We start from the raw sequence: 20,228 nt of genomic DNA on the forward strand, positions 1-20,228 counted from the left end.
CAGCCCTTCCTACTTTACCGCGCCAAAGGTGAGCCCGCGCACGAGCTGCTTCTGGCTGAACCAACCGAGGACGAGAATGGGCGCGATCGCCAACGTGGAAGCCGCCGACAGCTTTGCCCAGAACAGCCCTTCCGGGCTCGAATAGGACGCGATGAACGTGGTGAGCGGCGCAGCGTTCGAGGTCGACAGATTGAGCGTCCAGAACGCCTCGTTCCAGGCCAGGATCAGGTTCAGCAGCATGGTCGATGCGAGCCCCGGGATCGCCATCGGCGTCAGCACGTAGATCAGCTCGCGGCCGATGGTGGCGCCGTCCATGCGCGCGGCTTCCAGGATGTCGCGCGGAATCTCCTTGAAATATGTGAACAGCATCCAGATCACGATCGGCAAGTTTCCGAGACACAGGATGAAGACGAGGCCGATGCGGGAATCGAGCAGGCCGAATGACTTGTAGATCAGGTAGATCGGCACCAGCACGCCGACCGGCGGCATCATCTTGGTCGAGAGCATCCAGAGCAGGATGTCCTTGGTGCGCTTGGTCGGCGAGAACGCCATCGACCAGGCCGCGGGGATCGCGATCAAAAGCGCGATCAAGGTCGAGCCGCCGGCGATGATGATCGAGTTCATCGCGTGGAGGACATAATCGCTGCGCTCCTGCACCGTCGCGTAGTTTTCCGTGGTCCAGTGGAAGAACAGGAAGGACGGCGGGATCGCGAAAGCCTCGAGCTCGGTCTTGAAGCTCGCCAATACCATCCAGAGGATCGGGAAGAAGATCAGGAAGCCGAAGAACCACGCCCCGATGGTCGAGACCACCACCCGCTGCCTCGTCGCCGTACGCGCCATGTCTTATGCCTCCAGGTTGCGACCGACGATACGGACGAGGAAAAAGGCAACAACGTTGGCGATCACGACAGCGACGAGGCCGCCTGCCGAGGCAGTACCGACATCGTACTGGATCAGTGCCTGCGAATAGATCAGGAAGGCGATGTTGGTGGTCGAGAGTCCCGGGCCGCCGCCCGTGGTGACGTAGATCTCGGCAAAGACGGTGAGCAGGAAGATCGTCTCGATCAGGATCACCACCGTGATGGGGCGCGCGAGGTGCGGCAGCGTGATGTAGATGAAGGTCGAGACCGCGCTGGCACCGTCCATTTCAGCGGCTTCCTTCTGCTCCTCGTCGAGCGACTGCATCGCGGTGAGCAAAATCAGGGTCGCGAACGGCAGCCATTGCCAGGACACGATCAGGATCACGGCGAGCAGCGGCGCGTCGGTAAACCAGTCAATCGGCGTCAACCCGAACAGCGAGGCGATCCAGGCAAACAGCCCGGACACAGGATGCATCAGCAGGTTCTTCCAGACCAGCGCGCTCACCGTCGGCATCACGAAGAACGGCGCGATCACCATCAACCGCACGATGTTGAGGCCGATCACCGGCTGGTCGAGCAATAGCGCCAGCGGAATTCCGAGCAGGACGGTCAGCGCCAGCACCGAGCCGACCAGCACCAGCGTGTTCTGTAGCGAGGCGAGGAACGCGGGGTCGGTGAGGAAGTAGCGGAAGTTTTCCAGCCCGACGAACGCTTCCGAGCCGGGATCGAGTAAGCTGTAATGCAGCGTCGAGAAATAGATCGTCAACGCGAGCGGGACGATCATCCAGATGAACAGCAGCCCGACGGCCGGCGTCAGGAGCGTCCGTGCGAGAAGCTGCGTCTGCCGGGTTGCCATTCTTGGCTTCTCCGCTTGCGGGAAGAAGGCGGCCATCCACCTGGAGCGGTGGATGGCCGCAAGTCTGAGCTCAGGAGGGAGAGCTCGAGCTCACTTGATGTAACCCGCGCGCTTCATCTCGCGCTCGGTTGAAGATTGCGCCGCGGTGAGCGCGGCATCGACCGTCATCGATCCCGCAAGCGCGGCCGAGAATTGCTGGCCCACCTGCGTACCGATGCCCTGGAATTCGGGGATGGCCGCATATTGCACGCCGACGTAGGGCACCGGCTTCACCGTCGGCTTGTTCGGATCGGCGGCATCGATCGAGGCCAGCGTCAGCTTGGCGAACGGGGCGACCTTCAGATAATCAGGGTTTTGGTAGAGCGAGGTTCGGGTGCCCGGCGGCACGTTCGCCCAGCCCTCCTTCGCAGCCACGACCTTGGTGTAATCCTTGCTGGTGGCCCAGGCGATGAACTTCTCGGCGGCTTCGGCCTTCTTCGAGCCGGCGGGAATTGCGAGGCTCCAGGCCCACAGCCAGTTGGCGTTCTTGCCGAGCCCGGTGTTGGGCGCCAGCGCGAAGCCGACCTTGTCGGCGACCTTGGAGTCCTTCGGGTTGGTGACGAACGACGCCGCGACGGTGGCATCGATCCACATTGCGCACTTGCCGGCATTGAACAGCGCGAGGTTCTCGTTGAAGCCGTTCGAGCTCGCACCGGGAGGGCCGGCCTGCTTCATCAGGTCGACATAGGTCGTGAGCGTCGCCTTCCATTCCGGCGTGTTGAACTGCGGCTGCCACTTCTCGTCGAACCAGCGCGCGCCGTAGGAATTGGCCATGGCGGAGAGGAACGCCATGTTCTCGCCCCAGCCGGCCTTGCCGCGCAGGCAGATGCCGTAGACGCCGGCGCTCTTGTCGGTGAGCTTCTTGGCGGCGTCGACGACGAAATCCCAGGTGGGGCTTTCCGGCATCTTGAGGCCGGCCTTGTCGAACAGGTCGGTGCGGTACATCACCATCGAGCTCTCGCCGTAGAATGGCGCGGCGTAGAGCTTGCCGTCGACCGAGACCGCATCCTTGATCTTGGGCAGGAGGTCGGCGACGTCGTAGTCGGCGCCGAGATTGGCGAGCGGCACCAGCCAACCCTTCTTGGCCCAGATCGGCACCTCGTAGGTGCCGATGGTGAGGACGTCGAACTGGCCGCCCTTGGTGGCGATGTCGGTTGTGACGCGCTGGCGCAGCACGTTCTCTTCCAGCGTCACCCATTTGACGCTGATATCGGGGTTCTTCTTGGTGAATTCACCCGTCAGCCCCTGCATGCGGATCATGTCGCCGTTGTTCACGGTGGCAATCGTCAGGGTCGTTTCGGCCATCGCGGGGACAGCCAGCAGGACAGACGCGCCACAGACGGCGCCGAGGACGTGTTTCACGGTGACCTCCCTAAGCTCGCGCTTTTGAGCATATGCCCACGCGTTGGGCGTATGTTCGGCTGAGGGCGGGCCGTTGTCAAGCAGGCGCGCGGACGTTTCGGCAACTTATGAGTGCTGCGACGCGGGGGAGCTCGTGCGTCGCCCTCCCCGTCATGCCCCGCGAAGGGGCATCCAGTACTCCGTGCCGTCTGTCGGTTTGCCTCAGCGGCGCTGCGGCGTCCTGGATCGTCCGCCTGCCGCCTTCGCTAAACCTTCGGCGCCCCCAGACCTCAACCCCGGCGAAGCCTTGGCGTAGCCGGGTCGCGGACGACGACAGCGGCGTGGGTGGCGAAATCCCTGCCTCGCGCCCCGCGCGGAAACGACGAACCGCCTCAGCGCTCCAGAATCGCCCTTGCGGTCGCCTCGTCCGTAATCAGACCGTTGATCAGCCGCCCATTCAGCGCCGCCGCGATCGCCGGCACCTTGGCTGCGCCGACGGCGGCGCCGATCGTCGTGGTCTTCGCCGGGACCTCCGGCGGAATGCTGGTCAACCGTTTGTTGGTGCCGGCCTTCAGCAGGCGGCCCTTGGAATCATAGGCCCAGCCCGTGATCTCGCCGATCGCCCCTTGCCGCATCATCTCGAACAATTCGTCGCGGGTGACGAAGCCGTCGACATGGACCTGCGCCTTCTGGTCCATCTGGCCGATGCCGACGAGGCGCAAATCCGCCTTGGCCGCGACGGCCTTCACCTTCGCGATCGGCTCGATCCGGACCATCTTGTTGCGCTCGTCCTCGGACGACATCAGGAACGGTAGCGGCATCGGGTAATGCCGTGCGCCGGTGCGATCGGCGAGCCGGCCGACGGTATCGTAGAAGCTCGCAGAACCGTCGGCGGAGATGTTGCCGACGAGCGAGACGATCTGGTGATTGGGCCGGTCGATCGGCGTGACGCGCTCGACCGCGGCGCGCACGGCGCGTCCCGTCCCGAGCGCGACGATGACGGGGGTTTCCGAACGCAGAGTGGAATCGAGCAGGTTGGCGCAGCGTTCGGCTATGCCCGCTGTGGCCTGCGGCGCGGCGGGATCAGCCGGCACCACCTCGCAATAGGTAAGCTCGAAACGCTCCTTCAGACGCGCCGCCAATTCCATGCACGCGGCGATGGGGTGTTCGAGCCGGAAGGTGATGAGCCGTTCGGCGAGACATAGCGACACCAGCCGCTGCGCCGACGCGCGCGACACCTGGAGCATCTTCGCGATCTCGTCCTGGGTGTGACCGGCAATGAAATAGAGCCAGCCGGCACGCGCGGCGTCGTCGAGCCTGGACTTTTCGTTCTCGGCGGCCATGGCAGGCGTCAGTCATCCTTCCAGAAATCGATCATGCGCGCGAAGACCCGGTCGGCCCCCGCACCCGACAATATAGCCTGCCCGTCGCGTCCGCGATAATGGCTGCCGCCGGCAAATCCCCAGACCGTCATGCCGGCCGCCTTGCCCGCCTGCACGCCGCTCGCACTATCCTCGATCACCAGCGTGCGCGCAGGTTTCGCGCCCATCTGCTCGGCCGCGTAGAGAAAGAGATCGGGCGCCGGCTTGCCGTGCCTGACCATCTGCGCGGTGTAGATCCGGTCGCCGAAATGCGCCCGCAGGCCGGTGACGTCAAGGGAGAGCGCGACACGGTCGATGTCGCTGGAGGAAGCCACGCAGAATGGTGCCCGCAGGCCCGACAAGATCATATCGACATCAGAAACCGGATGAAGCGCCTTTTCGAACGCCATCAACACGCGCGACTTCAGCCGGGACGGAAAATCGACCGGCATTGCGTGGCCGAGCTCGCGATAATGCCGAGTAATTGCGCTCGTGCTTCGTCCAAGGAACAGCTCCAGCGCTTGTGCAAGTGTCAGCGATATCCCGGATTCGGACAGCTCGTCCGACAGGCATTGACAGCTCAACAGCTCGCTGTCGACGAGCACACCGTCGCAATCGAAGATAATGAGATCGAACTGACCAGGATCCATCCGGCCATTCGATCATATGCTCACCTGTTGAGCAATAGCTCACTGAAGCCGATCGTAGTCGGCGGCCTCATCTCCGCTGATTATAAACGTCGATGCACACCGCCCCGAGCAGGACCAGGCCCTTGATGACCTGCTGATAGTCGATGCCGATGCCGAGGATGGACATGCCGTTGTTCATCACGCCCATGATCATGGCGCCGACCACGGCGCCACCGACGCGGCCGACACCGCCATAGGCCGAGGCGCCGCCGATGAAGCAGGCCGCGATGACGTCGAGCTCGAAGCCGAGGCCCGCCTTCGGCGTTGCTGTGTTGAGGCGCGCGGCGAAAACGAGGCCGGCGAGCGCAGCGAGCACGCCCATGTTGACGAAGGTGAGGAAGGTCAACCGTTCCGTCTTGATGCCCGACAGGCTTGCCGCTTTCGCATTGCCGCCAACCGCGTAGACCTGCCGACCGATGACGGTGCGGCGGGTGACGAAACCGTACAGCGCGATCAGCGCGGTCATGATGACCAGCACGTTCGGCAGACCGCGATGCGAGGCGATCAGATAGGTGAAATAGAGCACAGCGCAAGCCAGGAGAATGCTCTTGCCGAGGAAGAACGCGTAAGGCTCGACCTCGATGCCGTGCAGCTGCTCGCGCGAGCGCCCCTTGGAGCTGGCGTAGACGAGGCCGAGCGCGAGCACCGCACCGACCAGCATCGACGTCGGATGCAGCGTGCCGGCCTCGGGCAGCATCTCCGGAATGAAGCCGGAGGACAGCTTCTGGAAGGTGGCCGGGAACGGTCCTAGTGACTGGCCTTGCAATACCGCAAGCGCGAGGCCCTTGAACACCAGCATGCCGGCCAGCGTCACGATGAAGGACGGTATCTTGAAATAGGCCACCCAATAGCCCTGCGCGGCGCCGATTGCCGCGCCCAGCAGCAGGCAGGCGATAAAGGCGAGCGTGTAGTCGACCTTGTAGGTCACCATGAGCACGGCAGCCACCGCGCCGACGAAGCCCGCGACCGAGCCGACCGAGAGGTCGATATGGCCGGTGACGATGACGAGCAGCATGCCGAGCGCCATGATAACGATGTAGCTGTTCTGGAGCACCAGATTGGTCAGGTTGAGCGGCTGCAGTAGCGTGCCGCCAGTCATGACCTGAAAGAACAGCATGATCGCGATCAGCGACATCAGCATGCCGTAATTGCGCAGATTGTTCTTGATGAAGCTGCCGTGCCGACCCTCCTCGGGCAGCGAAACCGTCTTGTCGGTCATGGCTGTGATCCTCCCATCTCCGCACCCGCAAGGGCGCTGCTTCCATAATTTCTGTCGTTGCGCATGATGGCGCGCATGATCTTTTCCTGCGTCGCATCACGTCCCTTGAACTCGCCGACGAAGGCGCCGTCGTTCATGACACAGATGCGGTCGCAGATGCCGAGTAGCTCGGGCATCTCCGAGGAGATCACCACCACGCCACGGCCGGCTTCTGCAAGCTCGTTGATGATACAGTAGATCTCGTATTTGGCACCGACGTCGATGCCCCGGGTCGGCTCGTCCAGGATCAAGACCTTGGGGTCGGTCATCAGCCATTTCGACAGCACGACCTTTTGCTGGTTGCCGCCGGAGAGCTGGCTGGTCTCCTGATAGACGTCGGAGCAGCGGATGCGCATCCGGTTGCGGTAGTCGCTGGCGACCTTCAGCTCGGCGATGTCGTCGATGACGTGGCGAGGAGCGACCTGGTCGAGGCTTGCGAGCGTGATGTTCTTGCGGACGTCGTCGGCGAGGATCAGTCCCAGCTGCTTGCGGTCCTCCGTGACATAGGCAAGGCCGGCGTCGATCGCGGCCGCCACGTTGGGCAGCACGATCTCATGATCCTCGAGCCGGATGCGACCGCTGATCGTGGTGCCCCACGACCGGCCAAACAGGCTCATGGCGAATTCGGTGCGGCCGGCGCCCATCAATCCGGCAATACCGACGACTTCGCCGCGCTTCACGCTGAAATCGACGTTCTTGATCACCTGCCGCTCGGGATGGATGGGATGGTAGACCGACCAGCTCTCGACGGTGAGAACGGGCTCGCCGATCTTTGCGCTGCGCTCCGGAAAGCGGTGGGCGAGATCGCGGTTGACCATGCTGCGGATGATGCGGTCTTCCTGGATCGGCTCGGCGTGGCAATCGATGCTGTCGACGGTGCGGCCGTCGCGCAGCACCGTGATGTGGTCAGCGACCTTGGCGACCTCGTTGAGCTTGTGCGAGATCAGGATCGAGCCGATACCCTGCGCGCGGAACGCCATCAGCCGCTCCAGCAGTGCGGCGCTGTCGGCCTCGTTGAGGCTCGCGGTCGGCTCGTCCAGGATCAGCATCCGCACCCGCTTGGACAGCGCCTTGGCGATCTCGACCAGCTGTTGCTTGCCGACGCCGAGATCGGTGATCAGCGTATCCGGCGATTCCTTGAGGCCGACCTGCGCGAGCAGGTCGCGCGTGCGCCGATACACCTCGTCGCGGTCGATGACGCCAAGCTTTGACGGCGGATGCGACAGGAAGATGTTTTCGGCAATCGACATCAGCGGGATCAGCGCGAGCTCCTGATGAATGATGATGATGCCGAGCGCCTCGGAATCGTTGATGTCGCGGAAGCGGCGCTCCTCGCCATCGAAGATGATGGTGCCCTCGTAGCTGCCGGCCGGGTAGACGCCGCTGAGGACCTTCATCAGCGTGGACTTGCCGGCACCGTTCTCGCCGACGAGGGCGTGGATCTGCCCGGCTTCAACCGAGAAGTTGACATCACGCAGCGCCTGCACACCGGAAAAGCTCTTGCTGACGTTACGCATCTCCAGCATTGCGGTCATGATTTCACGTCCCTCAATCAGTGTTAGATCACCTCTCCCCGCTCGCGGCGAGAGGTCGGATCGCATCGTTCGATGCGATCCGGTGAGGGGGAGTCTCCGCGAGACGCACTGCGTCCTTCCTCGCGGAGGCTTCCCCTCACCCTAACCCTCTCCCCGCAAGCGGGGAGAGGGAAAAGAAAAGAAGCCTACTGGAACTGCGACTTCTTGTAGTAGCCGCTGTCGACCAGGACCTTCTCCCAATTGTCCTTGTAGACCACGACCGGCTTGAGCAGATAGGACGGCACGGTCTTGGCGCCGTTCTCGTAGGTCTTGGTGTCGTTCACGGTGACCTGCTTGCCGGCAAGCGCAGCGTCGACCATGTCGGCGGTCACCTTGGCGAGATCGCGGGTGTCCTTGAAGATGGTCGAATACTGGTCGCCGCGCAGCATCGCCTTGATCGAGGGCACCTCGGCATCCTGGCCCGAGATGATAGGCATCGGCTGGCCGGCGCTGCCATAACCGACGCCCTTCAGTGAGGAGATGATGCCGATCGACAGGCCGTCATACGGCGACAGCACCGCGTTGACCTTCTTGTTGCCGTAGTAGGCACTGAGCAGATTGTCCATGCGGGCCTGCGCGGTGGCGCCGTCCCAGCGCAAGGTCGCGACCTTATCCATGCCCGTCTGGCCGGAGACGACGACGAGCTTGCCGCTGTCGATGTACGGCTTCAGCACGCTCATCGCGCCGTTGTAGAAGAAGTAGGCGTTGTTGTCGTCGGGCGAGCCGCCGAACAGCTCGATGTTGAACGGGCCCTTGCCGTCCTTAAGACCGAGGCCCTGCACGATCGATTCGGCCTGGAGCACGCCAACCTGGAAATTGTCGAAGGTGGCGTAATAGTCGACGTTCGGCGTGCCGCGGATCAGGCGGTCATAGGCGATCACGGTGATGCCTTTTGCTTTCGCCTGCTTGAGCACGTCGGAGAGCGTGGTGCCGTCGATCGCGGCGATTACCAGCGCTTTCGCGCCTTTGGTCACCATGTTCTCGACCTGCGAGAGCTGGTTCGGAATGTCGTCCTCGGCATATTGCAGGTCGGTGTTGTAGCCGCGCTCCTTCAGCACCTTCACCATATTGTTGCCATCGTCGATCCAGCGCGCCGACGATTTGGTCGGCATGGCGATGCCGACTGTTGCTTTGTCCTGGGCCGAGGCGGTGACGCCCGCGGCCATCGTCGCAGCGCCGGCCAGCGCCAGCGCGAGGAAGGTGGTCTTCAGTTTCAACATGTTTCACTCCCTTGGATGTCAGACTGTTTTTTCGTGTCGTCGAGAAATTTGGTGTGCGGCTTCTAGCCTCCTATGCGAGCTTGACGTCAGGCTCCGCGCGACCGCGCGCGGTGGCCTCCAACAGGAAGGTGTAGCCGGCTTGCGGATCGGCGGCACGCGCCGCCGCATCCATGTCCTGCCAGGCCGAGGTGACGAGGAGACGCGACAGACCAGGACCGACAAAAGCGGGGCAGCTCGCCTGCTTTGCCGGCACGCTCAGCGAACGCAGGCGTTCGCCTTGCGGAGAGTAGACGTCGATGCGGCTCGCGCCCCAGCACGCGTTCCAAATCTGCCCGTCGGCATCGCACACCGAACCGTCGAGGCCGCCAACGCCGGTGTGGCGCAGCAGCACCTCCGGCTCGCCGCGCGGCAGGCCGGTGACGGGATTGAGCGGCACCGCGTAGAGCACCGCGCGCGCCGTGTCGGCGAAGTAGCCCGTGGCGCCATCGGGCGAGAAGCAGATCGAGTTGGGAATGCTGATGCGCGGAAACAGCATCGATATCTCGCCGTGATGGAACGCGTAGATCGCGCCTGCCCCTGCTTCCGCCTTCCGGCCCATAGTGCCGATCCAGAACGTGCCGGAGGGATGCACGCGGGCATCGTTGGAGCGGGTCGCGGGATTGTCGGCTTCAAGCGGACAGAGCAGCCTCATCGCGCCGTCGGCAATTTTGCGGATATAGAGGCCGTCTTCCGCGACGATCAACTGCCTTTCGGCATCGATCCGCCCAAGCGCGCTCGCCATCCGGCCCAGCGCATGAACGCGAATGCTGCCGCTGCCGAGCTGCGCCTCGAACAGTCGCCCCTCCCGGATATCGAACCACCAGGCGGTGTCCGTGGTCACGTCATAGGTCGGCCCCTCGCCGAGATGGCAAGGATCGTCCGAAAGAACCGAGGTCGGCACCTGTTCCATCAGGACGTCCTCACCGCAAAGCGATAGACCGTATGATGGCGATAGACCTCGCCGGGCGCTAGGCGCGGGCTCGGGAAATCCGGCCGGTTCGGTGCGTCCGGCCAGATATGCGGCTCCAGGCACATCGCGTCCGACTGCCGGTAGAGCTTGCCGCCCTTGCCCGAAATCGTGCCGTCGAGATAATTGCCCGAATAGACCTGCAGACCGGGCTGATCGGTGAACAGCTCCATGATGCGCCCCGAGCGCGGCGCCTCCAGTCGCGCCGCGAGACTGAGCTTACCGTCGCGCGCGAGACAGTAGGTATGGTCGTAGCCCCTGCCGTTGCGCAATTGCTGGTCGCTCTCGCGGACGCGCTCGCCGATCGGCCGAGGCTCCCGGAAATCGAACGGCGTGCCGGCAACGCTGCGCGGCGGCTCCGGCAACGGAATGGCCGTGGGGTCGATCGCGAGGAAATGCCCGGCCGCGACCGTCAGCTTGTGATCGAGTATGGGCGTGCCTGATGTCGCGCCCTCCAGATTGAAGAAGCTGTGGTTGGTCAGGTTGACGATGGTCGGCCGGTCGGTCCGCGCCTCCATGATCAGGGATAGCTCAGCCGGGCCGGTAACACGATAGGTCAGGCGCACATCGAGCCGACCGGGATAGTTTTCCTCGCCATGCGAGCTCGTGTAGGTCAGCGTGACCGCGGGCTCGGCGCCATCGTCGACCTCCGCAATGTCCCAGAGCTTGCGGTCGAAGCCGTCGAGGCCGCCATGCAGCGCATTCGGACCGTTGTTGACGGGAAGCTGCACCGTCTCGCCGTCCAGCGAAAATTGTCCGTTGGCGATGCGATTGGCGTAGCGGCCGACGGTGGCGCCGAAGAACTTTCGTTCGGCGAGATAGCCGGCAAACCCATCATGGCCGAGCACGACGTCGTCGTGGCCGCCCTTGCCGTCCGGCGCGATCAAGGCCTGCAAGACTGCACCATGGGTGATGATGCGCGCCTCGAACCCGCCCTCGCCGCGCAGCACGATGCGGTCCACCTTGCGGCCGTCCGGCAGCGTTCCGAACACGTCTCTTTCTGTTTTCGATCCAGCCATGATCAACCCACAAACGGTTCGACGATCGTGCGCCTGCCGAGCAGGAAGGCGTCCGCGACGAGACGAAGCGGCGCCAAATCGACGTCGCTCGCGCCTGTCGCGGCGAGCGCGACGAAGTGCCGGTAAAGCTCCCGATATTCCTCATCGGGCGCCTCGGCAACGGTCTTGCCGTCGATCGCCATGATCCGGCCGCCGCGTGATAGCGTCATCCGGCCCTGGTCGGTTTCGACGAGGATATCCCAGCTCTGCGGCCCGGTCTGGCGGAAGTCGAACTCGGCGGTCACAGGTAGGCCGTCGATGTCGGTCAGCGTCAGCTTCGCGGCGATCGGCGCCTGGCAATTGGCGGGGAAGGCGAGCTCGGCCGCGTTGACGAACACGGGCTTCGGCAGGATCCTGGTCAGGATCGACAGCGCATTGATGCCGGGATCGAACACCCCGAGCCCGCCCGGCTCCCAGATCCATGCCTGCCCGGGATGCCAGACGCGGACGTCCTCTTTCCAGTTGACGTGCACGGAACGGATGCGGCGCGCGGCGAGCCACTCGCGCGCCGGCTCGACTGCCGGCGCATGGCGCGAATGCCAGGTCGCAAACAGCGTTCGCTTGGTCTCACCCGCCATCGCGATCAGCGGATCGAGCTCGGCAACGCCGGCGCCGGGCGGCTTCTCCAGCATGACGTGCTTGCCGGCCCTCAGCGCTGCGACCGCCTGGGCGCGGCGCACTTGAGGCGGCGTGCAGAGCGACACCGCGTCGATCGGCGGACCTTTTTCCAGCAGCTCCTCGATGGTCGCGAAATGCGGCAGATCCGGCAACGAGGCATTGCGGCTGGCGACGGCGGCCAGCGTCGCGCCGGGAACCGCTGCAATGGCGCCGACATGCTGGTCGCGCGCGATCTTGCCGAAGCCGACGATGGCGATGCGAAGTTCAGTCACGATGTTTCTCCAGCTTCCGCGGACGGCAGCGCTTCGGCCGGTACAGTCTCGATCACTGTACCCTCGTGGCGGCGCATGCCGTTGTGAATGACGTAGACCATCGCCTCCGACGCAGTCGTGGCATCACCGGCGGCGATGGCATCGACGATCTTCTGATGCCAGAGCAGAACGGTGTCGCGGTCCTCCGGTTCGACCGGTGCGCTGAGCAGGAATGAGGCGCGCAACGCAGCCTCGATGACGTGCCCGATCGAGCGCATGAACAGATTTCCGGAGGCGCGCGCTACGGCGACGTGGAGCGCGAGGTCGGCATCGGCGAAGCCAACGGAGTCGGAGGCTTCAAGTCGCATCCGCTCCATGCAGCGCCGAAGCTCGGATAGATCCTGCTCCGACCGCTGCGCCGCCGCCAACATCGCCGCGCGCGGCTCGACCGCGAGGCGGATCTCGGCCAGGTCGTTGAGGAAACGCTTGTCGATCCCGGCGTCCAGGTGCCAGGCCAGCACGTCGGCGTCGAACATATTCCAGGCGACGCGTTCGCGCACGACGGTGCCGACGCGGGCCTTGGTGGTGAGCAGGCCCTTGGCGACCAGCGTCTTGACGCTCTCCCGTAGTACCGGCCGCGACACCCCGAACATCGCGATCATTTCGGCATCGCCAGGCAGGCGCGTTCCCTCCGCGTAGCGACCGGCGATGATGTCAACGCCGATCGAGCGGGCCACCTCCGCGTGATTGGAGTGCGCCCGGCGCGTCGGGATGACGAGGATGCGCGAGGTGGTCATGAGACTGCTCCCAGGCGCTTTGCCACGGGTCGGCGCGCGAGCGCGACCAACCCCTGTTGCAAGGCGATGAAGGCGAACAGCAGCACGCCGGTCGCGATCTTGGTCCACCAGCTCGACAGTGTTCCGTCGAAATTGATATAGGTCTGAATCATGCCCTGGATCAGCACGCCCAGGAAGGTGCCGATCACCGAGCCCTGCCCGCCCGTGAGCAGCGTGCCGCCGATCACGACGGCCGCGATGCTGTCAAGCTCGACGCCGACGGCGGACAGCGAATAGCCGGCGCTGGTGTAGAAGGAGAAGACGATGCCGGCGATGCCGGCGAGCAGGCTCGACAGCATGTAGATCTTCACCGTCATCTTGCCGACGGCGACCCCCATCAGGCTAGCGGTCGCCCGGCTGCCGCCGAGCGCATAGACATTGGCGCCGAACCGGGTGAGCTGCAGCAGCAATGCGCCGCCGATCACGATCGCAAGCATGATGATCGCGACCGCCGTCAGCCGTCCACCGCCGGGTAGTCGCAGTGCGAAGTCCGACACGGTGGAATAGACAGGTGCTGTGATCGGCACCGATTCCGTCGAGAGCAGGAAGCTGGCACCCCGGGCCAAGAACATGCCGGCGAGCGTCACGATGAAAGGCGGCAAATCGAAGACATGGATCACCGCGCCCATCGCCGCTCCGAAGGCGGCCGAGAGCGCGAGAATGGCGACGAAGGCGACCAGGGGCGGCATTCCCCAGCGCTCGATCGCCAGCGCGACGAACACCGTGGTGAAGCCGATTACCGAGCCGACGGAGAGATCGATGCCACCGGAAATGATGACGAAGGTCATACCGGTCGCGACGATGCCGAGGAAGGCATTGTCGGTCAGGAGATTGCCGACCACGCGAGTGGAAGCGATGTTGGGAAACTGCATCGCGCAGAGCGCAAATCCCGCGACGAGCACGACCGCGGTAATGAGGACGGGCGGCAGGCCTTTCATGCCTTGGTCCTCCGCAGCCGCGTCACGACGCCGGCAAAGCCGGACAGCTTCGGCGATTGCAGCAGCAGCACGGCGAGCACCACCACCGCCTTGACCAGCAAATTGAACTCCGGCGGATAGCCCGACAGCAGAATGCCGGTGTTCATGGTCTGGATGATCAGCGCGCCAAGTACGGCCAGCACGAGACTGAAGCGGCCGCCGAACAGCGAGGTGCCGCCGATCACCACCGCGAGGATGGCGTCGAGCTCGAGCCAGAGGCCGGCATTGTTGGCATCCGCCCCCATGATGTCGGCCGCCGCGATGACGCCGGCAAGCGCAGCGCAAACGCCGCACCAGACATAGACCGCCAAAATCATCGCGCGCGTGCCGACGCCGGCGAGTTCGCTTGCCCGCGCATTGCCGCCCGTGGCCTCGATCAGCAATCCGAGTGCCGAGCCGCGCACCACCGCGCCGGTGAGGATCAGCATGCCCAGCGCAATCGCGACCGGCACCGGCACGCCGAGGATGGAGCCGTTGCCGAGCCAGACCAGATCGGGCGAGGAGAAGGTCACGATGCGGCCCTCGGTAATGAGCTGGGCGATGCCGCGCCCCGCAACCATCAGGATAAGGGTCGCCACGATCGGCTGCATGCCGAGCACCGCGACGAGAAATCCGTTCCACAACCCGCAGATCAGGCCGGTGCCGAGCGCAGCCGCCAGCACCACGACCAGACTGTGGTTGTCGGCGAGGCTCGCCGCGATCGCGCCCGAGATCGCCATCACAGCGCCAACTGACAGATCGATGCCGCGCGTCGCGATCACCAGGACCATGCCGAGCGAGAGCAGCGCCACCGGCGTGCCGCGGTTGAGCACGTCGATCAGGCTGCCGAACAGCCGGCCGTCCTGGAGGCGCAGATCGAAGAATTGCGGCGATACCACGCGATCGACCGCCAGGACGACGATCAACGCGAGGATCTGGGCAAGGCCGCGGCGCGGCAACAGCGCGGTCATGCCCTGCCCTCATGCGCGACACTGGCCCCATCGGCGGCGATCGCGGCGAGAATGCTGCCGACGTCGATGGCCTCGCCGGCGAGCTCCTCGACATGAGCGCGGTCGCGCAGCACCACCACGCGGTCGGAATAGGTCACGATCTCGTCGAGCTCGGAGGAAATCACGAGCAGCGCAAGTCCGTCGTCGCAGAGCTCGCGTATCAGGCGGATGATCTCGGCATGCGCGCCGACGTCGATGCCGCGGGTCGGCTCGTCCAGCACGAGCAGCCGTGGCGAGGTCGCAAGCCATCGTGCCAGCAGGACCTTCTGCTGATTGCCGCCGGACAGCAGGCCAACGGGACGCTCCGGATCGGGCGGGCGAACGTCGAGCATCTTGACGTAACGGCTTGCGATCTCGTCCTGCTCGCGTCGCGACAGCGGCCGATGTAGACCGCGCTTGGCCTGGAGCGCGAGCACGATGTTCTCGCGCACGGTGAGCTCGGCGACGATGCCGTCGGTCTTGCGCTCCTCAGGGCAATAGCCAAAGCCGTGGCGCACGCCGTCGCGCGGCGAGTGAAGCCGGACAGGCGCGCCTTCCACCCTCGCCTGCCCGCCATCGGCGCGCTCGGCGCCGAACACCAGCCGCGCCGTCTCGGTCCGGCCCGAACCGAGCAGGCCGGCGAGGCCGACGACCTCGCCATGGCGCAGCTGGAGATTGAACGGCGCGACATAGCCTGATTTGCCATAATTCTCGAAGCTTGCGCAGACTTCGCGGGCCTGATGGTCGCGCGTCGCGGCCCGCGCGCTGGTGGTCTCGGCCAGTTCGCGGCCGAGCATCATCCGGATCAGCTCGAGCCGCGACAGCGACGCGGTCTCGCGCTCGCCGACAAGGCGACCATTTCGCAAAACGGTGATTCGATCGGAGATCTCGTAGACCTGGTCGAGGAAATGGCTGACGAAGACGATGCCAATGCCGCGCTTGGCAAGCTGACGCATGATGCGAAAGAGGATCTCGACCTCATGGCGGTCGAGGCTCGCGGTCGGCTCGTCCAGGATCAGCACGCGCGCGGAGAGATCGACGGCGCGCGCGATCGCGGTGACATGCTGGATCGCCACCGAGTAATTGCCAAGCGGCGCTGATACGTCGATGTCGAGACCGAAATCCGCGAGCAGCGACTTCGCGCGCCGTCGCATCTCGCCCTCGAGCACGACGCCGAAGCGCGTCGGCTGCCGGTCCAGGAACAGGTTCTGCGCCACCGAGAGATTCGGCAGCAAATTGACTTCCTGGTAGACCGTCGCAATGCCGGCCTGAACCGCCGCCTTGGCCGAGCGCGGCGCGACCTCTTCGCCGCCCAGTCTGACGATGCCGGCATCGCGCGGAAATACGCCCGTCACGACCTTGATCAGCGTGGACTTGCCCGCGCCGTTCTCACCAAGCAGCGCATGGATCTCGCCGGCGCGAAGCGTGAAGTCGACCTCCTGCAACGCACGCACGGCGCCAAAGCTCTTGCTGATCCCACGCACCTCCAGCAGGGAAGCAGCGGAATCCTGGCTGTTCTCCATGACATTCACTCCCAAGGGCGCCCGCTGACAATGCGGACACGGAGCCTGTTCGTTCGCGCAGCGGTTTCGAGCGGGATCGCCGGACTGCCGAAGCACGGCCGTCCGGCGACACTCTCGCCTCAGTAACCGAGGCCCTTCTTGCTGTCGTAGATCTTCTGCGGATCATCGGTGGCGGTGTAGAGCTTGGATTCCGTCTGGATCCATTTCGGCGGAACGGTACCCTTGTCCTTGAAGGCCGCGATGGCATCGAGAGCGGGGCCTGCCATGTTCGGCGTCAGCTCGACCGTGGCATTGGCTTCGCCGGCGACCATCGCCTTGAAGATGTCGGGGACTGCATCGATCGAGACGGTGAGAATCTCCTTGCCCGGCTTGAGCCCAGCTTCCTTCATCGCCTGGATCGCGCCGACCATCATGTCGTCGTTGTGCGCATAGACCGCGCAGATCGACTTGCCGCCACCTTCGGCCTTGATGAAGCTTTCCATCACTTCCTTGCCCTTGGCGCGGGTGAAGTCGCCGGTCTGGCTGCGCACCACTTTCAGGTTCGCATGCTTGGCGATAGCGGTGTCAAACCCCTTCTTGCGGTTGGCGGCGACGCTCGCGCCGACCGTGCCCTGCAATTCGACGATGTTGCAGGCCTTGGCGCCGACGGTCTTCGCCAGCCAGTCACCCGCGACCTCGCCTTCGTGAACGCTGTCGGAGGTCACGGCGGTGAGATAGAGCTCCTTGCCGGAGGGATCGATGTCGCGGTCGAGCAGCACGACCGGGATCTTGGCCTCCTTGGCTTCCTTCAGCACCGAGTCCCAGCCGGTTGAGACGACGGGCGCGAGGAAGATCGCATCGACATTCTGCGCGATGAAGGAGCGGATCGCCTTGATCTGGTTCTCCTGCTTCTGCTGCGCGTCGGCGATCTTGAGATTGACCTTGCGCTTGGTGGCCTCCTGCTTGGAGACCGAGGTCTCGGCCGCGCGCCAGCCGGATTCCGATCCGATCTGCGAGAAGCCAATGGTGAGCTCGGCGGCATTCGCCGGCAGCGCGAGCAGCAACGCGGCCGTCGCGCTGGCCGCAAAGAGGGCTTTGACGATCATCAGGCGTGTCTCCCAAAATGTTATCCGGGGGCGCCGATTGGTAGCATCGCACCCACAGGCCGACCTTTGAGGTGGCGGGAGGGACTATTTCACGGAAGTTTGGTTCCGACTAGTCATATTATTTGACTATTGAGGGGGAAAGCGCGCGCGAGCGGATGAGCGACTTCTATGTCACGCGCAGCGCGATTTTATTCCACGGATGCAACGCGGAGATGAACGAAATGATGCGGCAGTTGGGGCGAAGACACTGTCTAGGAGGATGGTGAAAGGCGAACCCGCAACCCCTCCCCCCATCACCGCGAGCGCAGCGAAGCAATCCTGAGTCTTTCCGGGGAGGGATTCTGGATTGCTTCGCTGCGCTCGCAATGACGGTGGGGAGAGAGTTTCTGCGTCGATCGAGGCAAAGCGACTCGTGGAGAGTCCCCCACATCCGGCGTGCAGTGAGCTAGATCAGCTTGCGCTGCGCGAGATTCTTCATCAGCGCGCCGATGCCGAACGTCCAGGGCTCGCATTCGTCGCTGGCCCGCATGCGGTTGACGAGTTTGCCGAGCTGGGGCGCCGAGATCGTGACGATGTCGTCGCGTTTGTGGGTGAACCCCTGTCCCGGCGCGTCGCGATCCTTAACCGGCGCGAACATGGTCCCGAGGAACAGCACGAAGCCATCGGGATATTGGTGCACCTTGCCGATGGTCTGCTCGACCAGATCGGTCGGATCGCGGCTGATCATGCTGATCGAGGAATGGCCGTCGAGGACGAAACCGTCCTGCCCCTTGACGTTCAGGCTGATGTCGAGCTTGCGGGCGTCGTCGAGGGTAAAGCTGTCGTCGAACAGGCGCAGCAGCGGGCCGATGGAGCACGAGGCGTTGTTGTCTTTGGCCTTCGACAACAGCAGTGCCGAACGGCCCTCGAAGTCGCGCAGATTGACGTCGTTGCCGAGGGCGCCACCGACGATCGTGCCGCGGCTCGAGACGAACAGCACCAGCTCCGGCTCGGGGTTGTTCCAGGTCGACTTCGGATGCAGCCCCGCATCCATGCCGGTGCCGACCGACGACAAGGTCGGCGCCTTGGTGAAGACCTCGGCATCGGGGCCAATGCCGACCTCGAGATATTGGCTCCAGGCGTTCTGGTCGATCAGCACCTGCTTCAGGTGCATCGCCTTGTCCGAGCCCGGCTTGAGCTTCGACAGATCGTCGCCGATCAGCCGGGTCACTTCCTTCCGGATCGCTTCGGCCGAGGCCGGATTGCCCTTTGCCCGCTCCTCGATCACGCGCTCCAGCATCGAGATGGCAAAGGTGACGCCGGCCGCCTTCAGCGTCTGGAGATCGACGGGCGCAAGCAACCACGGTTTTTTCGGATCGCGCTGATCGGGAGGCGTGTTGGCGACGATGGCCTCGAGATCGCCGATGCGCTCGCCCTTGGTCGCGGCAAGCGCCTTCGCCGGATTGTCTTCCTCGCAGAGTGCGCTGACGGTCGGGAATTTTGCGGTGACGTCGAACACACCATCGCCGCGCACGGCGACCACGGCCGGGCCATTCGCCTGCGGCAGCCAGACGCGGCCGACGAGCGTTCCCCGCGTGCCGTCCTCGGGAAGAAGGTCCTTTACCGTCAATGTCGTCATGGGCGTATCCTCGCTCTTTTCGGATCGGCCTCGCTCGCGGAGGCCTATCACATTGGCGAAGACCAATAAACGTCTGGGACGGGAAGTCCAGCGCGGCAGCCCGCCGCGCTTCTATGCCCCCGCCCGCGCTTTTCGGGCCGCAATCTGCTGAAGCGCCCAGCGCGCGTTCTTGCGCACCTCGGGATCGGGATCGTCGGCGATGACGGCAAGGAACGCTTCGCCGTCGTGGTGGGCGATCTCGCCAAGCGCCGCCGCCGCCTCTTTCCGCAGATTGGCCTGCTCATGGTTCACGCAGTTGCCGATCGGGCGCACCGCGCGCTCGATTTTCATCCGGCCAAGGCTGCGGATTGCCTTCAGCCGCACCTGCCAGAACTCGTCACTGAGCGAAGCGATGAGCTGGTCGGCGGCAATCGATCCGTTGACGTTGAGGCCCAGCGTTTCCGCGGCCATCTCCCGCACCATCCAGTCCGAATCCTTCAACGCGCGCGTGATCATCTCGGCCGCGGGCTTCATCTGCGAGAAGGCGAGCGCGCTGACGGCGGCACGGCGCACATGCGCGTCGGGATCGTTGATCAGCGCGGTCAGCGCCGGAATTGATTCCTCCAGCTTGAGGAACCCGATCACGCCGATCGCCTGCACCCGCACGGCGGCATCGGAATCCTGGAGCGCTTCCAGCGCCGGTTTCAGTGTGTCCTTGCAGCGCAGCTCCTTCAGCGCACGCAACGCGCCCATGCGGACGAAGGCGTGGGCATGCTTGACCAGCGGCAGGATGATCTCGGCGCAAGCCGGATCCTTGAACTCCGCCATGCTGTCGGCCGCGGCGGACGCAACGATTCGTTCAGGATCGACGAGCAGCTTCACCAGCGCAGCCGCGGCCTCCGGCCCGTCGAACTCGCCGAGCGCCATCGCGACCTGCTGGCGGACGCCGGCATCAGGATCGGCGACCATTTTGGCGAGATGGCCGACGGCGGCGGGATCGCCGGAATGGCCGAGCGCGATGATCGCGACGCGGCGCTCCCCTGGATCGGCAGCCTGGAGCCGCTCGTCGGCGTCTTCGAGATCGTCGTAGGATTCGAACGGGCTCGACATG

Annotated in this window: 18 protein-coding genes; all 18 read right to left on the reverse strand. The window is 64.5% G+C overall.

Translation table 11 applies throughout. The annotated features are described in order from the left end of the window. Positions 1–9: 9 nt before the first annotated feature. On the reverse strand, positions 10–840 hold the full coding sequence (locus tag IVB07_RS25145; RefSeq protein ID WP_026233625.1) for a carbohydrate ABC transporter permease: 831 nt from the start codon (positions 838–840) through the stop codon (positions 10–12). Between the two features lie 3 nt (positions 841–843). Then, positions 844–1,716, reverse strand: coding sequence for a sugar ABC transporter permease (locus tag IVB07_RS25150; protein ID WP_026233624.1), 873 nt, complete (start codon positions 1,714–1,716; stop codon positions 844–846). Positions 1,717–1,806: 90 nt separating this feature from the next. Continuing rightward, the gene (locus tag IVB07_RS25155; protein WP_026233623.1) at positions 1,807–3,117 is read right to left on the reverse strand and encodes a sugar ABC transporter substrate-binding protein; all 1,311 of its coding nucleotides are present in this window, start codon (positions 3,115–3,117) and stop codon (positions 1,807–1,809) included. Between the two features lie 371 nt (positions 3,118–3,488). After that, the gene (locus IVB07_RS25160; RefSeq protein WP_247300158.1) at positions 3,489–4,439 is read right to left on the reverse strand and encodes a sugar-binding domain-containing protein; all 951 of its coding nucleotides are present in this window, start codon (positions 4,437–4,439) and stop codon (positions 3,489–3,491) included. A gap of 8 nt (positions 4,440–4,447) precedes the next feature. After that, positions 4,448–5,107, reverse strand: coding sequence for an HAD family hydrolase (locus IVB07_RS25165; protein ID WP_018458628.1), 660 nt, complete (start codon positions 5,105–5,107; stop codon positions 4,448–4,450). Positions 5,108–5,174: 67 nt separating this feature from the next. After that, positions 5,175–6,365 carry a multiple monosaccharide ABC transporter permease gene (mmsB, locus tag IVB07_RS25170; RefSeq protein WP_018458627.1) on the reverse strand — a complete coding sequence of 397 codons (1,191 nt, stop codon included), beginning with the start codon at positions 6,363–6,365 and terminating at the stop codon, positions 5,175–5,177. Further along, a complete protein-coding gene (gene mmsA / locus IVB07_RS25175) occupies positions 6,362–7,939 on the reverse strand; it encodes a multiple monosaccharide ABC transporter ATP-binding protein (RefSeq protein WP_018458626.1) in 1,578 nt (525 codons plus the stop codon). The genes mmsB and mmsA overlap by 4 nt, the downstream gene beginning before the upstream one ends. 185 nt (positions 7,940–8,124) lie before the next feature. After that, positions 8,125–9,198: a multiple monosaccharide ABC transporter substrate-binding protein gene (gene chvE / locus IVB07_RS25180; RefSeq protein ID WP_018458625.1), complete on the reverse strand. Its 1,074-nt coding sequence runs from the start codon at positions 9,196–9,198 to the stop codon at positions 8,125–8,127. 70 nt (positions 9,199–9,268) lie between these two features. After that, positions 9,269–10,147 (reverse strand): SMP-30/gluconolactonase/LRE family protein, encoded by an 879-nt coding sequence (locus IVB07_RS25185; RefSeq protein WP_018458624.1) that lies wholly within the window; start codon positions 10,145–10,147, stop codon positions 9,269–9,271. After that, positions 10,147–11,223, reverse strand: a complete 1,077-nt coding sequence (locus IVB07_RS25190; RefSeq protein ID WP_026233622.1) for an aldose epimerase family protein — start codon at positions 11,221–11,223, stop codon at positions 10,147–10,149. The genes IVB07_RS25185 and IVB07_RS25190 overlap by 1 nt, the downstream gene beginning before the upstream one ends. A 2-nt stretch (positions 11,224–11,225) precedes the next feature. Beyond that, positions 11,226–12,152 carry a Gfo/Idh/MocA family oxidoreductase gene (locus IVB07_RS25195; protein ID WP_018458622.1) on the reverse strand — a complete coding sequence of 309 codons (927 nt, stop codon included), beginning with the start codon at positions 12,150–12,152 and terminating at the stop codon, positions 11,226–11,228. Beyond that, complete coding sequence (locus tag IVB07_RS25200; protein ID WP_018458621.1) at positions 12,149–12,928, reverse strand: FadR/GntR family transcriptional regulator; 780 nt, start codon at positions 12,926–12,928, stop codon at positions 12,149–12,151. Before IVB07_RS25200 ends, IVB07_RS25195 begins: the two co-directional genes overlap by 4 nt. Beyond that, positions 12,925–13,905, reverse strand: a complete 981-nt coding sequence (gene yjfF / locus IVB07_RS25205; RefSeq protein WP_247300160.1) for a galactofuranose ABC transporter, permease protein YjfF — start codon at positions 13,903–13,905, stop codon at positions 12,925–12,927. Before yjfF ends, IVB07_RS25200 begins: the two co-directional genes overlap by 4 nt. Beyond that, the gene (locus IVB07_RS25210; RefSeq protein ID WP_247766724.1) at positions 13,902–14,894 is read right to left on the reverse strand and encodes an ABC transporter permease; all 993 of its coding nucleotides are present in this window, start codon (positions 14,892–14,894) and stop codon (positions 13,902–13,904) included. Before IVB07_RS25210 ends, yjfF begins: the two co-directional genes overlap by 4 nt. Then, positions 14,891–16,435, reverse strand: a complete 1,545-nt coding sequence (locus tag IVB07_RS25215; protein WP_018458618.1) for a sugar ABC transporter ATP-binding protein — start codon at positions 16,433–16,435, stop codon at positions 14,891–14,893. Before IVB07_RS25215 ends, IVB07_RS25210 begins: the two co-directional genes overlap by 4 nt. A gap of 119 nt (positions 16,436–16,554) precedes the next feature. After that, positions 16,555–17,520, reverse strand: a complete 966-nt coding sequence (gene ytfQ, locus IVB07_RS25220) for a galactofuranose ABC transporter, galactofuranose-binding protein YtfQ (RefSeq protein WP_018458617.1) — start codon at positions 17,518–17,520, stop codon at positions 16,555–16,557. Between the two features lie 445 nt (positions 17,521–17,965). Then, the gene (locus IVB07_RS25225; RefSeq protein ID WP_026233621.1) at positions 17,966–19,138 is read right to left on the reverse strand and encodes a fumarylacetoacetate hydrolase family protein; all 1,173 of its coding nucleotides are present in this window, start codon (positions 19,136–19,138) and stop codon (positions 17,966–17,968) included. Between the two features lie 111 nt (positions 19,139–19,249). Continuing rightward, a complete protein-coding gene (locus IVB07_RS25230; RefSeq protein ID WP_085352336.1) occupies positions 19,250–20,227 on the reverse strand; it encodes a HEAT repeat domain-containing protein in 978 nt (325 codons plus the stop codon). Between the last annotated feature and the right edge of the window lies 1 nt (position 20,228).

The sequence above is a fragment of the Bradyrhizobium sp. 172 genome (assembly GCF_023101065.1).
Taxonomy (GTDB): domain Bacteria; phylum Pseudomonadota; class Alphaproteobacteria; order Rhizobiales; family Xanthobacteraceae; genus Bradyrhizobium; species Bradyrhizobium canariense_D.

What these genes read in the sequence shown, in the direction of transcription:
- IVB07_RS25145 (WP_026233625.1), bottom strand. Translation starts at nt 840, where the DNA reads ATGGCGCGTACGGCGACGAGGCAGCGGGTGGTGGTCTCGACCATCGGG.
- IVB07_RS25150 (WP_026233624.1), bottom strand. Translation starts at nt 1,716, where the DNA reads ATGGCAACCCGGCAGACGCAGCTTCTCGCACGGACGCTCCTGACGCCG.
- IVB07_RS25160 (WP_247300158.1), bottom strand. Translation starts at nt 4,439, where the DNA reads ATGGCCGCCGAGAACGAAAAGTCCAGGCTCGACGACGCCGCGCGTGCC.
- IVB07_RS25165 (WP_018458628.1), bottom strand. Translation starts at nt 5,107, where the DNA reads ATGGATCCTGGTCAGTTCGATCTCATTATCTTCGATTGCGACGGTGTG.
- mmsB (WP_018458627.1), bottom strand. Translation starts at nt 6,365, where the DNA reads ATGACCGACAAGACGGTTTCGCTGCCCGAGGAGGGTCGGCACGGCAGC.
- mmsA (WP_018458626.1), bottom strand. Translation starts at nt 7,939, where the DNA reads ATGACCGCAATGCTGGAGATGCGTAACGTCAGCAAGAGCTTTTCCGGT.
- chvE (WP_018458625.1), bottom strand. Translation starts at nt 9,198, where the DNA reads ATGTTGAAACTGAAGACCACCTTCCTCGCGCTGGCGCTGGCCGGCGCT.
- IVB07_RS25185 (WP_018458624.1), bottom strand. Translation starts at nt 10,147, where the DNA reads ATGGAACAGGTGCCGACCTCGGTTCTTTCGGACGATCCTTGCCATCTC.
- IVB07_RS25190 (WP_026233622.1), bottom strand. Translation starts at nt 11,223, where the DNA reads ATGGCTGGATCGAAAACAGAAAGAGACGTGTTCGGAACGCTGCCGGAC.
- IVB07_RS25200 (WP_018458621.1), bottom strand. Translation starts at nt 12,928, where the DNA reads ATGACCACCTCGCGCATCCTCGTCATCCCGACGCGCCGGGCGCACTCC.
- yjfF (WP_247300160.1), bottom strand. Translation starts at nt 13,905, where the DNA reads ATGAAAGGCCTGCCGCCCGTCCTCATTACCGCGGTCGTGCTCGTCGCG.
- IVB07_RS25210 (WP_247766724.1), bottom strand. Translation starts at nt 14,894, where the DNA reads ATGACCGCGCTGTTGCCGCGCCGCGGCCTTGCCCAGATCCTCGCGTTG.
- IVB07_RS25215 (WP_018458618.1), bottom strand. Translation starts at nt 16,435, where the DNA reads ATGGAGAACAGCCAGGATTCCGCTGCTTCCCTGCTGGAGGTGCGTGGG.
- ytfQ (WP_018458617.1), bottom strand. Translation starts at nt 17,520, where the DNA reads ATGATCGTCAAAGCCCTCTTTGCGGCCAGCGCGACGGCCGCGTTGCTG.
- IVB07_RS25225 (WP_026233621.1), bottom strand. Translation starts at nt 19,138, where the DNA reads ATGACGACATTGACGGTAAAGGACCTTCTTCCCGAGGACGGCACGCGG.
- IVB07_RS25230 (WP_085352336.1), bottom strand. Translation starts at nt 20,227, where the DNA reads ATGTCGAGCCCGTTCGAATCCTACGACGATCTCGAAGACGCCGACGAG.